Genomic DNA, 11,750 nt, shown 5'->3' with positions numbered 1-11,750 from the left:
CTCACAACAGGTTGACACAGGAAGTCTCATGCGGTCTCGGGCTGGCGTTCAATCAAGGTCAGCGTCAGCCAGCGGGCGGTCAGCGCCGGTTTCTTCGAACCTTCGATTTCGATGGTTACATCATGGGCGGTCTGTACCCAGCCCGATGGCCTGACCTTGACGTCGGCCAGCACGAAGCGGGTGCGGATGCGCGCGCCAGTCTTCACTGGCGCCAGAAAACGCAGCGAATCGAAGCCATGGTTGACGCCCATCTTGCCGTTTTCCAGCGGCGGCATGGTCTCGAACGTCATCGCCGACAACAGCGACAGCGACAGGAAACCATGCGCGATGGTGCCGCCGAACGGCGTTTCGCGCTTGGCGCGCTCCGGATCGCAGTGGATGAACTGGTGGTCGTCGGTGGCGTCGGCGAACTGGTCAATCATGAGCTGTGTGACCACGCGCCAGGGCGAGACGCCGACCTCCTTGCCGACGCTGGCCAGAAGCACATCGAGACTGATCGGTTCCACGCTCATGTCCTCCTGTTTCACCCCGGCTTCTGCGGCCGGAAAATGTCATTCCTTGAAGAGAGTCAGCCCATGCTGGACCGACTGTCCGCCGTCAATCGGCAGGATGGCGCCGGTGACATAGCTGCCTGCACGGCTGCACAAATAGAGCGTTGCGCCGGCAATGTCATCCGGTGCGCCGATGCGGCCGATCGGGACATGGCCGCCGACATGCCTGGCCTGTTCATCCGTGCCAGTGGCGAATGCCGTCATGCGGCTTTGGAAGGGGCCAGGGGCAAAGGCGTTGACGGTGATGCGGCGGCCGGCGAATTCGAGCGCCAGCGTGCGTGTCAGGTGGTGCACCGCGGCCTTTGAGGCGGTGTAGGAATAGGCGTCGTCGGCCAGCGGCTGCGTGCCCATCACCGAGCCGAGATTGATCACCCGGGCCGGATCGGCGTCGCTGGCAGCGGCATCGAGCAGCGGCAGCAATTCGCGCGTCAGATGGAAGACCGCGGTGACATTGACGCCGAAGACCTTGGCCCACGCCGAATAAGGGAAGCTCTCCAGCGGCGCGCCCCAGGACACACCGGCATTGTTGACCAGAATATGCAGTCTTTCGGTCCGTGCCTTGACCTCGCTGACCAGAGCGGCGATGCCAGCCTCGCTGGCGACATCGCCGGCAAAGCCTTCCGCCCGGCCCGGGGCGCCAAGTCCGTTCAATTCGCCGGCGACCTTGATGCAATCCTCGCCCTTGCGCGAGGCGATCATCACGCTGGCGCCGGCCCTGACCAGCGCGGTTGCCGCCATGCGGCCGATGCCGGTCGCCGCTCCCGTCACCAGCGCGGTCTTGCCGGCAACCGAAAACAGCTCATCCAGGTAGCCCATCCAAATTCTCCGCTCCTTTGCCCGGCATGCGGGCAAAACAGTTCGCGTTGACAAGGCTATCCGAAGTACGGTCATCCTTGCCACGGATAAAATGCCTGGCCTGCATGAAGGGTTAGCGGACCGATGACGCAGATGAATCTCGGCATGACCGAGCGGCTGAAGCCGATCCACGCACGCGTTGCGGCCATGGTGCGCGACGAGATCATGCCGCTCGACAAGGAATTTTTGGCCGAAGTCGGCAAGATGGGCGATCGCTGGGTGTACAGCAAGCGCCAGAGCGAGATCCTCGAAGGGCTGAAGAAGACGGCCAGGGAACGCGGCTTGTGGAATTTCTGGCTGACCGGCTCGGAACGCGGTTACGGCCTGTCCACTGTCGAATACGCCTATCTGGCCGAGGAGATGGGCAAGGCGCATCTCGGCGCCGAAACCTTCAACTGCTCGGCTCCGGACACCGGCAATATGGAGGTGCTGGAGCGCTACGGCTCGGCCGAGCACAAACGAGAATGGCTCGAGCCGCTGCTGGACGGAAAAATTCGCTCGGCCTATCTGATGACGGAGCCGGATGTCGCTTCCTCCGACGCGACCAACATTTCCATGCGCTGCGAGCGGCAGGGCGGAGACTATGTGCTCAATGGCGAGAAATGGTGGGCGTCGGGCGCCGGCGATCCGCGCTGCGCCATCTACATCGTCATGGTGCGGACCGGCGGCGATGAAGAGCCACAGCACCGGCGCCATTCGATGGTCCTGGTACCCTCGGACACAAAGGGCGTGACCAAGGTCCGCGCCATGCAGGTCTATGGCGACGATGACGCGCCGCATGGCCACATGCATCTTCGCTTCGACAATGTGCGGGTACCGGCATCGAACCTGATCCTCGGCGAGGGCAGGGGTTTCGAGATCGCGCAAGGCCGTCTCGGCCCCGGCCGCATCCACCATTGCATGCGCGCTATCGGCCAGGCCGAGATGGCGCTGGAGATGCTGTGCCAGCGCTCCGTGCGCCGCGAGGCCTTCGGCCAGCCTCTGGCCAAGCTCGGCGCCAATTTCGATATCATCGCCGAATGCCGCATGGAGATCGAAATGGCCCGGCTGCTCTGCCTCAAGGCGGCATGGATGATCGACCAGGGCGACGCGCGCGCCGCGGCGCCCTGGATCAGCCAGATCAAGGTCATCGCACCGCGTGTCGCGCTCAAGGTCACCGACGAGGCGGTGCAGATGTTCGGCGCGCAAGGCATCAGCCAGGATACGCCGCTCGCACGCTCGTGGACGCATCTGAGGACATTGCGCCTTGCCGACGGGCCGGATGCCGTGCATCGGCGGCAGGTGGCGCGCACGGAGCTGAAGAAATACACGCAGGAAAAAGTCTGAGAGAAGTTCAGGCCGCGTTGCAGCTTCCGCGACAACCAACGCGATAGACAAGGAGTGTCACAATGACCATTCCCTCCGAAATGAAGGCGCTGCTCTTGGTCGGTGACGGCTATACCAGGACGCCGAGCGGCAGCGTGCTCGAAGCGATGGAGCCGTATCTCGAGCCGGGCAGCATCGCCGTGCCGGCGCCGGGGCCGAGCCAGGTGCTGATCAAGGTCAGCCTGTCTTCGATCAATCCATCGGATGTCGCCTTCATCAAGGGTCAGTACGGCCAGCCGCGCGCCAAGGGCCAGCCCGCCGGCTTCGAGGGTGTCGGCACGGTCGTCGCGGGTGGCGAGGAGCCCTATCCCAAGAGCCTCGTCGGCAAGCGTGTCGCCTTCGCCACCGGTCTCAGCAATTGGGGCTCATGGGCTGAATATGCCGTCGCCGAGGCGGCGGCCTGCATTCCGCTCCTCGATACGGTGCGCGACGAGGACGGTGCCGCGATGATCGTCAATCCGCTGACCGCGATCGCCATGTTCGACATCGTCAAGCAGGAAGGCGAGAAGGCGTTCGTCATGACCGCCGGCGCTAGCCAGCTCTGCAAGCTGATCATCGGCCTGGCTAGGGAACAAGGGTTCCGGCCTGTCGTCACCGTGCGCCGCGACGAGCAGATCGCGCTTTTGAAAGAAATCGGCGCTGCCCATGTGCTCAACGAGAAGGCCCCGGATTTCGAGGCCACGCTGCGCGAGGTGATGAAGGCCGAGCAACCGCGCATCTTCCTCGATGCTGTCACCGGTCCGCTGGCCTCAGCCATCTTCAATGCGATGCCGAAACGGGCGCGCTGGATCATTTACGGTCGGCTGGATCCCGAGGCCACGGTCATCCGCGAGCCCGGACAGTTGATCTTCCAGCACAAGCACATCGAGGGCTTCTGGCTGAGCGAATGGATGCGGCAATTCAAAGATCGGCGTGGTCCGGCGGTTCTCGAGGCGCAGAAGCGTTTTTCCGATGGACTCTGGTCGACCGACGTGACGGCGGTCATTCCGATGGCTGAGGCAATGGCGCGCGTGCCGGGGGAACTGGCCAAGCCCAACGGCAAGGTGTTCATCCGGCCCTAAAGGGTGGTCATGCTCGCGACGACGGTCGACACAATCACGTGTCCGGCTGCCATCGGACCGGCCGGATCGCCGCTTGCACCATTAGCCCCCTATGCCACGCCGCTTTGTCCGTGATATGCCGCCGCCATCGAATGCCGGGACAGCGCTGGACTGAGCCTGTTCCGGGTGTTGTGGGGTGTCTTGATGACGATGTCCAAGCCGGTTTTCGACCGTTTGGGACTTGGCCTGTGGATCGCAGCGTTCCTGGTCGTTCTTGTCCTCGTTCTGTCGGCGCCCGACACACGCACCGTGCTGCTGGCCTATAGATATGGCAGTCAGGAATTCCTGGCCGGCCGGCCGCTCTACAACATCCAGTCCGAGATGGGGTATCTCTACGCGCCAGCTTTTGCCGCGCTTTATATTCCGATACTCAAGCTGGGGCCGCAACTTGGTGGCCTGGTGTGGCATGCGATCGGCTTCGCGGCGCTGACCTTTGCCGCGATGCGGCAGGTGCGCAAGCTCGGCGGTGGCGAATTGCCATGGCTGCTTTCCTTCGGGCTCTTCCTTGCCCTGCCAATGGCGGCAGGTGCGATCCGCAACGGCCAGGCGACGATCCTCCTGACCGGCGCCTGCTGGCTCCTGACCCTGTCGGCACTCGAAGGGCGGCGTGCCGAAACCTTCTTCTGGGCTTCGGTCGCCATCATCGCCAAACCGACTGCGATCATCATGCTTTTGTTGGTGGGAGCCCTGCGCCTGCGGCTGATCCCAGTGCTCGTGCTGGCGATGCTGTTCGTGCTCGCCCTGCCCTATGCTTTCGCCCCGGCCAGCTATCTGAACGATCAGTATCGTGTTTTTGGCCAGATGCTGACCTCGATGGCTGTCGACAACACCAGCCACTTTGTTCCCACCGACTTCACGGCGCCCTTTACCAGGATGGGGCTACCCATTCCGGAATTCGGCGCCACGATCGTGCGGGTCGTCATGGCCCTGTTCACGCTCCGGATGGTCCTTTGGTTCGACCGCAAGCTCGAACGAGGAACGGCCGATCTTGCCATCTTCCTGACGGCGACGTTCTATATGTGCGTCTTCAACCCGCGCGTCGAACCCAACACCTATGCCATGATCGCAGCGCCCGCCGGTCTCGCCATTGCCTTGTTGTGGCGCGAGGAACGAGGTGGTGTCCTGGCCTCGGTGCTGTCAGTGATGCTGTTTGTGACCGGGTTGACGGGCGTCGAACGTCATATCCAGGATTTGACATACCCCTGGTTCCGGCCAGTCGCGGTCACCCTTATTGCCGGTTTCCTGATCTGGTGGTTTTGGGCCAAGGCGCGAAGCAAGCTGGCGCGGGGCAAGGTGATGAATGAAAGGCCTGTCGCAAATGGCTGAGTCGCGGCAGAAACTCGATATCGTGGCGCCCTTCTTCAACGAGGCGCAATCGGCGTCGGCCTTTGCCGCGCTGCTCGACAGGCTCGAGGAGGCGGTATCAAGCCGTTTCGGCATGGCCGTCCACAAGATACTGGTCGACGACGGCAGCCGCGACGATGGCGCCGGGCGATTTTCGCAGGCGCTGTCGGGATCGTGGGAGATTGTCCGCCTCAGCCGCAATTTCGGCAAGGAGGTCGCGGTGCTCGCCGGCCTCGACCAGTCGCGCGGCGACATGGTGCTGATCATGGACTCCGACCTTCAGCATTCCATGGACATCAGTCTGCAGATGATTGCCGAGTTGGTGGAGCACCCCGACATCGACGTCGTCTACGCCCAGAACGACCGGCGCGAGGCCAGTTGGCGGCGCAGCCAGCTGGCGAAGCTGTTCTATAGCCTGATCAACAGCAGCCAGCGTTTCGACATTCCCGAGAATGCCGGCGACTTTCGCGTCATGCGCGGGACTGTCGCCCGCGCGCTGACCAGCCTGCGCGACAAGCGGCGCTTCAACAAGGGCCTGTTCGCCTGGGCCGGCTTCCGCCAGAAAGCCATACCTTATTCGCCGGAGAACCGCGCCAGCGGCACGTCGAAATGGAGCCGGCTCAACCTGCTCGCCTTCTCGTTGGAAGGCTTCACGTCGTTTTCGGTCATTCCGCTGCGCATCATCAGCCTGAGCGGGATGCTGGCGGCGCTGGCGGGTGTCCTTTACGGCGCCAAGGTGTTCTTCGAAGTGATGTTCTACGGCATCGCCGTGCCTGGCTACCCTAGCCTGATGGTCGCCGTCGTCCTGCTCGGCGGCCTCAACCTCACCTTGCTCGGCCTGATCGGCGAATATGTCTGGGTCACGCTGTCGGAAAGCAAGGACCGTCCGGTCTATATCGTGCGCGATGTGGTGCGCAGCGACTTTTCGGACGGCGCCCCAGGCGCGTCCCGCGGATGATGCGGCGCATTCGCCTGATCGCCGACGACTACGGCCTGGCGCCAGGGGTTTGCGCCGGGATTCTAGACCTGCTCGACCGGCGACGCCTTACCGGCACCAGTTGCATGACCGGTTTTCCGGAATGGGCCGAGGCGGCGGCGCGCATAAAGCCACTGTGCGGCCGCGCGGCGATCGGGCTGCACCTGACCCTTACCGACCAGCCAGCCGTTACAGGCAAATCGAGCCTGGCGCCGGAGGGCCGGCTGCCGCCGCTTCGTTCGCTGGCCCTGCCGATCCTGCGCGGCCGGATCGACGAGCGCGACGTCCGTGCCGAACTCGCCGCGCAGTACAGTCGTTTCGTCGACGCGCTGGGCTGCAAGCCCGACTTCATCGACGGTCATCAGCACGTGCATTTCCTGCCCGTCGTGCGCGGGTGGCTGCGGGCGCATTTTCCCGACGCCGCAGGCGGGCCGGTCTTGCGCGGCGCTCCGGCGCTGGGTGATGCCGCCGCCGCACCGAAGATCGCGGCAATCGCTGCTGTGGCCGCCGGCTTCAACCAGTCGATGCAGCGCGCCGGCTTTGCCGTTTGGAAGCCGCTCGCCGGCATCTATGACTGGAGGCAACCTGAAAAATTTGCCCCATTGCTGGAGGCCGCGGTCGAAGCGCTGCCGGACCGTGGGCTGTTCATGTGCCACCCCGGCCATGTCGACGAAACGCTGTGCGCGCGCGACCCGATGCAAGGCGTGCGCGATGTGGAATTCGGCGTTCTGGCCTCGGATGCGTTCGGCGCGAGCCTGGCCCGTGCCGGTGTCGAAATCATGGATGGCAGGGGGTGAGCGGCGCCGACCAGCCCCGGCGTTCGACCGGGAGCAAGATCGTCCGTTTTGCGCTTGTCGGACTGGCGAATACGGCCATCGACCTTGCCGGATTTTTCCTGCTGCTCAAGCTGCACGTCCCACCGCTGCCAGCCAATGTCGTCTCGTGGTCGATCGCCGTCGTCTTCTCTTTCGTGGCGAATGGCTTCTGGTCGTTCGAGCGCAATCACGCCATCCGGCTGCACGACGCCTTCCTGCGGTTCGTCTCGCTCGGGGCGTTGATTTCGCTCGGCGTCTCCAGCCTGTCGATCGCACTCTTTGCCGGTATCGCCGGCGTGTGGCCGGCAAAGATCGGTGGTGTCATCGTGGCGGCGGTGCTGAATTTCCTCGCCGCGCGCTGGTCCATCGAAGGCCGGCTTCTGAAATAGCTATCTCTATTGCGCCGGTTCCACATTGGTGTAGGCGGCTTCCTCGAGCTCACGCTTCAGCCGTGCTTCCTCATGGGTCTTCGGCGTGACGAAGCGGCCAAGCAGCAGATAGGCGACCGGTGTGAGGAACAGCGTCGAGATGGTGGCCAGGCCAAGCCCGCCGACAATGACCCAGCCGAGCGCCACGCGGGCCTCGGCGCCGGCGCCGGCGGCCAGTACAAGCGGCACTCCGCCAAGTATGGTGCAGATCATCGTCATCATCACCGGCCGCAGGCGGATGGTGGAGGCCTGCTCGATCGCTTCGCGCACGCCCAGGCCGCGATCCCGCAGCTGGTTGGCGAATTCGACGATCAGGATGCCGTTCTTGGCCATGACGCCGACCAGAAGCACCAAGCCGATCTGGCTGTAGGCGTTGAGGCTGGTGCCCGACAGCAGCAGTGCGAAGATGGCGCAGGCAAGGCCGAGCGGCACCGTCGCCATGATGATGACGGCGCTGACGAAACTCTCGAACTGAGCGGCCAGCACCAAAAGGATGATGACCAGCGCGAAGCCGAAGATGGTGACCATGGCGCTGTTGGTTTCACCCAAAGTCGCGGCCTCGGCCAGCGGCAGGACGCGGCTGCCGGGTGGCAGAAGCGGCGTGGCGATCTCCTCGGCGCGCGTCAGCGCATCGCCAAGCGCGAAATTGCCTGAGAGGTTCGAGGTGATTGCCACCGAAGGCTGCTGTTGTTCGCGCGACAGCGACGGCGGCACGGCGCGCTCGGTCAGCGTGGCGATGGTCGACATTGGCACGAAGCGGCCATCCGCCGTCTTGAGGAAGACATTTTCCAGATCGGTCGGGTCGTTGATCGGATTGGTGGTCGAGACCAGCTTCACGCCGTAGCTGCGATCGGCGATGTAGACATCGACGACGTCGTTGCCGTCGAGCATGGCCTGCAATGTGTTGGAGAGCCCTGATATGTCGATGCCGAGATCGGAAGCGCGCTCACGGTCGATGGCCACGGCGAGCTGCGGCTGCGTCGGGTCGATCGACAGGCGTGGCGTCTGGAAGCGCTGATCCTTCTGCATCTCGGCGATGATCTTGACCGCCGCATCGCCGAGCGCCTTGCGGTCGTTGCCCACCAAAGCGAACTGAAGGCCATTGCCGGCGCCCCGGATGCCGAGGCTATTGGGTTGGACCGGGAAGATGCGTACGCTGGGCACCTGCCTGGTCAACTGGCTGATCTCGGCCATGATCTCTTGCTGGCTGCGACTGCGCTCTTCCCACGGCGCCAGCGTCATCACCATGAAGCCGGAATTGTAGGAACCGTTCTGGCCGGCATTCTCGAAGGTCGAGCGGATCTCGCCGGAATCGCGCATCGGCTGGACCAGCTTCTCGATCTTCTGCATCTGCTGGGTTGTGTAGTCGAGGCTGACGCCTTGCGGGGCGTTGATGCGCAACAGCACGGCGGCGCGGTCCTCGGTCGGCGTCAGCTCCTGGCGGATCGTGCCGAACAGCGCAAACGCGACGCCGGCAAACAGCACCGCGACCAGAACCACGATCCACGGCGCGTCGAGACATGCATGGAGCGCGCGCTTGTAGCCGGCATTCAGGATGCCGCCGACGCGCGCGCCGATGCCTTGGCCGCCTTCATGGTGAAGTGACGCGCTGGTCAGCATGCGCGAGGCAAGCATCGGACAAAGCGTCAGTGCCACCACGCAGGACAGGAGTACCGACATTGCAAGCACGAAGCCGAATTCACGGAACAGGCCGCCGGTCTGGCCCGGCAGGAACGAGATCGGCACGAAGACGGCGACCAGCGTCAGCGTCGTGGCAACCACTGCGAAGAACACTTCCTGCGCGCCGAGCACGGCGGCCGCGCGCGGCCCCATGCCTTCGTTACGCCGTCGCACGATGTTTTCTAGCACCACGATGGCGTCATCGACGACAAGGCCGGTGGCCAGCACCAAAGCGAGCAGTGTCAGGATGTTGACCGAGAAGCCGGCCAGATAGATGGCGGCTATGGTGCCGATCATGGCGACCGGCATAGACAGGCCGGGGATCAGCGTGGCGCGCCAGTCGAGCAGGAAGACATAGATCACGATCAGCACCATGGTGACCGACAGGCCTAGCGCGATCTCGACCTCGTGCACCGCACCTTTGACGAAGACCGCGTCGTCACTGGTGATCTTGATCGCCATGCCCTTGGGCAGGTTCTCCTGCAGATTGGCGATGGCGGCCTGGACGCCGGTCGAAATGTCAAGCGTATTCGATTCCGCCTGCCGGATAATGCCGATGCCGATGCCGGTCTTGCCGTCCGAACGCAGTGTCGTCTGGCCGACATCGGGGCCGAGCGTGACGGTGGCGACATCGCGGATGCGCGTCGTGCCGCCGATGATGATGTTTTCGAATTCTTCCGGCGTCGTCACGTCCGCGGTCGTGCGCACGATCAGGTCTTGGTTCGTGGTGGTGATCGAACCCGCCGGAGAATCGAACGCGACCGAAGCAAGCGCCGCCCGGAGATCGGCGACCGTGAAGCCAAGGCTGGCCAGCTTGTTCTGGTCGACGTCGATGCGGAAGATCTTGTCGCGGTCGCCATAGACCTGCACGTCGGCGACGCCGGGCACGGCTGCCAGTTCGTCCTCGATCTGGTCCTGGACCACCACGGTCATGTCCTGGATCGACATGGTGTCCGACGTCACCGCCAGGCGCATCACCGCGTCGGAATTGGCGTCGGCCTTCACGATGCGCGGCGGATCGGCCGTGTCCGGCATCTGGTTGGCGACGCTGCCGACCGCATCACGCACGTCCGAGGCGGCGACGTTGAGATCGACACCGTCGTTGAACTCGATGGTGACGCGGCTCGATCCGAAGGAGGAGGAAGACGAGATCGACTTGACGCCGGAGACGCGGGCGACGGCGCCCTCGATCGTGTCGGTCAATTCGCGGTCGACGGTTTCGGCGGCCGCGCCTTCGAAGGTGGTGGAGACCGTGACGACGGCGCGGTCGACGTCGGGCAATTCGCGGATCTCGACACCGTAGAAGGCAGCGAGGCCGGCAACGGCAATGAGGGTGTTCAGCACGAAGGCCATGACCGGCCTGCGAATGAACAGCGCGGTGAAGCCGGTATCGCTGGCGGCGTTGACGGGTACGCTCATGAGCCTTCCGCGGCGTCGGCGGCGCGCTGCTCCTGGCCTGCGATGCGAACCTCGCCGCCTTCGCTGACACTTTGGGTGCCTTCGGTGACCACCATGTCGCCGCTGTTAATCTCCGCGTCGATCAGCACGGTCTCTGTGTTGCGCTGGATGATGCGAACCGGCAACCGCCTGGCCTTGCCGTCCTCGACTTGCCAGACATAGGCGCCGTCCGATCCCCACAGGATCGCCAGCGGGCTGACGGCGGGATAGGTCTCACCGGGGAATTTCATGGTGATGGAGAACGACATGCCGGCGCGCAGCGAATCGGCCGGGTTGGCGATCTTGGCCTTGACCAGCAGGGTGCGGCTCTTTTCGTCGATATGATTGTCGATCGCCGACACCGTTCCGGTATAGGCGTTGCTCGGATTGGCGATCGGCGTCGCCGTCAATTGCGCGCCGGCCTTGACGGCGGCGGCGAAGCGTTCGGGCACCTGGAGGTCGACCAGGATCGAGGAGCGGTCGTCAAGCGTGGCGATCGCCGACTGGCTGGTCACGTAGTTGCCAGCCGAGATCGGCAGGATGCCGACGGTGCCGGCGATCGGCGCCAGGATCGAGCGGCGCTGCAGCGCAAGCTCGGCGTCCTGAAGCGCGAGCTTGGCGCCGGCCAGCACCACTTCGGCATCGGCCACCGCGACCGGCGTGGCGGCGTTCGAGGCGCGCAACGACTTGACCCGGTCGAGCTTGGACTGGGCATCCTGCAAGGCGAGCTTGGCCCGATTCTGGGCGATGATCTCCGTCTCGGAATCGAGCGTTGCGATGATCTGCCCCTTGTCGACATGGCTGCCGGATTCGACCAGCAACTCGGCAAGGCGGCCGGAACTATAGGGATTGACGGTCACCGAGGCGTTGGCACGGCCGGTGCCGATCGCCTGCAGGCGATCGTTGATGGTGGCCATGCTGGCTGGCGACGCGACGATAGTGGCAATCCGGGTGCGCCCCGCCTGCCGGGCGCCAACCGCCGCGGTGTCCTTCGCTGGAGGCGTCGCGCCATACGCCCAGTCCATCCCCCAGCGTGCCAGCACTTCAGGAGCGCCGGGGTAGAAACGCGCCCACGCAACCGCGGCAGCGACCACGATCACAAATGCAAGAACAATCTGTTTCCAGCTCGACATCGATACTCCAGCGGCAACAATCGTCCGCTGGGTTCCAGGTGGAAGCGGATGCAGGGACGATGCGGG

Annotated in this window: 10 protein-coding genes; 6 read left to right on the top strand and 4 right to left on the bottom strand. The window is 64.2% G+C overall.

Annotated features, from left to right (window positions below; all coding sequences use genetic code 11):
* Window positions 1–26: 26 nt before the first annotated feature.
* Entirely contained in the window at window positions 27–512 is a 486-nt protein-coding gene (locus tag C7I87_RS31755; protein ID WP_281409076.1) for a MaoC family dehydratase, read from the bottom strand.
* 39 nt (window positions 513–551) lie between these two features.
* Window positions 552–1,367, bottom strand: a complete 816-nt coding sequence (locus C7I87_RS31750; RefSeq protein ID WP_149907915.1) for an SDR family oxidoreductase — start codon at window positions 1,365–1,367, stop codon at window positions 552–554.
* A 123-nt stretch (window positions 1,368–1,490) separates the two neighbouring features.
* Here C7I87_RS31750 and C7I87_RS31745 point away from each other — a divergent pair, with 123 nt between their 5' ends.
* The 6 genes from C7I87_RS31745 to C7I87_RS31720 all read left to right on the top strand — a co-directional run bounded on the left by C7I87_RS31745 (window position 1,491) and on the right by C7I87_RS31720 (window position 7,395).
* On the top strand, window positions 1,491–2,732 hold the full coding sequence (locus C7I87_RS31745) for an acyl-CoA dehydrogenase family protein (protein WP_149907914.1): 1,242 nt from the start codon (window positions 1,491–1,493) through the stop codon (window positions 2,730–2,732).
* Window positions 2,733–2,794: 62 nt separating this feature from the next.
* On the top strand, window positions 2,795–3,832 hold the full coding sequence (locus C7I87_RS31740) for a zinc-binding dehydrogenase (RefSeq protein ID WP_149907913.1): 1,038 nt from the start codon (window positions 2,795–2,797) through the stop codon (window positions 3,830–3,832).
* A gap of 183 nt (window positions 3,833–4,015) precedes the next feature.
* Window positions 4,016–5,197 carry a glycosyltransferase family 87 protein gene (locus tag C7I87_RS31735; RefSeq protein ID WP_149907912.1) on the top strand — a complete coding sequence of 394 codons (1,182 nt, stop codon included), beginning with the start codon at window positions 4,016–4,018 and terminating at the stop codon, window positions 5,195–5,197.
* Entirely contained in the window at window positions 5,190–6,173 is a 984-nt protein-coding gene (locus C7I87_RS31730; protein WP_149907911.1) for a glycosyltransferase family 2 protein, read from the top strand. Before C7I87_RS31735 ends, C7I87_RS31730 begins: the two co-directional genes overlap by 8 nt.
* Window positions 6,170–6,988 carry a ChbG/HpnK family deacetylase gene (locus C7I87_RS31725; RefSeq protein WP_149907910.1) on the top strand — a complete coding sequence of 273 codons (819 nt, stop codon included), beginning with the start codon at window positions 6,170–6,172 and terminating at the stop codon, window positions 6,986–6,988. Before C7I87_RS31730 ends, C7I87_RS31725 begins: the two co-directional genes overlap by 4 nt.
* Window positions 6,985–7,395 carry a GtrA family protein gene (locus tag C7I87_RS31720; protein WP_149907909.1) on the top strand — a complete coding sequence of 137 codons (411 nt, stop codon included), beginning with the start codon at window positions 6,985–6,987 and terminating at the stop codon, window positions 7,393–7,395. Before C7I87_RS31725 ends, C7I87_RS31720 begins: the two co-directional genes overlap by 4 nt.
* 6 nt (window positions 7,396–7,401) lie before the next feature.
* Here C7I87_RS31720 and C7I87_RS31715 read toward each other — a convergent pair whose 3' ends face one another.
* Window positions 7,402–10,533 (bottom strand): efflux RND transporter permease subunit, encoded by a 3,132-nt coding sequence (locus tag C7I87_RS31715; RefSeq protein WP_149907908.1) that lies wholly within the window; start codon window positions 10,531–10,533, stop codon window positions 7,402–7,404.
* The gene (locus C7I87_RS31710; protein ID WP_149907907.1) at window positions 10,530–11,684 is read right to left on the bottom strand and encodes an efflux RND transporter periplasmic adaptor subunit; all 1,155 of its coding nucleotides are present in this window, start codon (window positions 11,682–11,684) and stop codon (window positions 10,530–10,532) included. The genes C7I87_RS31715 and C7I87_RS31710 overlap by 4 nt, the downstream gene beginning before the upstream one ends.
* Between the last annotated feature and the right edge of the window lie 66 nt (window positions 11,685–11,750).

This window comes from Mesorhizobium sp. SARCC-RB16n (assembly GCF_008520305.1).
Classification (GTDB): domain Bacteria; phylum Pseudomonadota; class Alphaproteobacteria; order Rhizobiales; family Rhizobiaceae; genus Mesorhizobium.
The sequence above is the reverse complement of the archived record's forward strand: the minus strand, read 5'-3'. Positions and strand labels throughout refer to the sequence as shown.

Excerpts from the sequence above, each read along its gene's own strand:
- C7I87_RS31740 (WP_149907913.1), top strand. The coding sequence starts at position 2,795 with ATGACCATTCCCTCCGAAATGAAGGCGCTGCTCTTGGTCGGTGACGGC.
- C7I87_RS31735 (WP_149907912.1), top strand. The coding sequence starts at position 4,016 with ATGACGATGTCCAAGCCGGTTTTCGACCGTTTGGGACTTGGCCTGTGG.
- C7I87_RS31730 (WP_149907911.1), top strand. The coding sequence starts at position 5,190 with ATGGCTGAGTCGCGGCAGAAACTCGATATCGTGGCGCCCTTCTTCAAC.
- C7I87_RS31745 (WP_149907914.1), top strand. The coding sequence starts at position 1,491 with ATGACGCAGATGAATCTCGGCATGACCGAGCGGCTGAAGCCGATCCAC.
- C7I87_RS31750 (WP_149907915.1), bottom strand. The coding sequence starts at position 1,367 with ATGGGCTACCTGGATGAGCTGTTTTCGGTTGCCGGCAAGACCGCGCTG.
- C7I87_RS31710 (WP_149907907.1), bottom strand. The coding sequence starts at position 11,684 with ATGTCGAGCTGGAAACAGATTGTTCTTGCATTTGTGATCGTGGTCGCT.
- C7I87_RS31755 (WP_281409076.1), bottom strand. The coding sequence starts at position 512 with ATGAGCGTGGAACCGATCAGTCTCGATGTGCTTCTGGCCAGCGTCGGC.
- C7I87_RS31725 (WP_149907910.1), top strand. The coding sequence starts at position 6,170 with ATGATGCGGCGCATTCGCCTGATCGCCGACGACTACGGCCTGGCGCCA.
- C7I87_RS31715 (WP_149907908.1), bottom strand. The coding sequence starts at position 10,533 with ATGAGCGTACCCGTCAACGCCGCCAGCGATACCGGCTTCACCGCGCTG.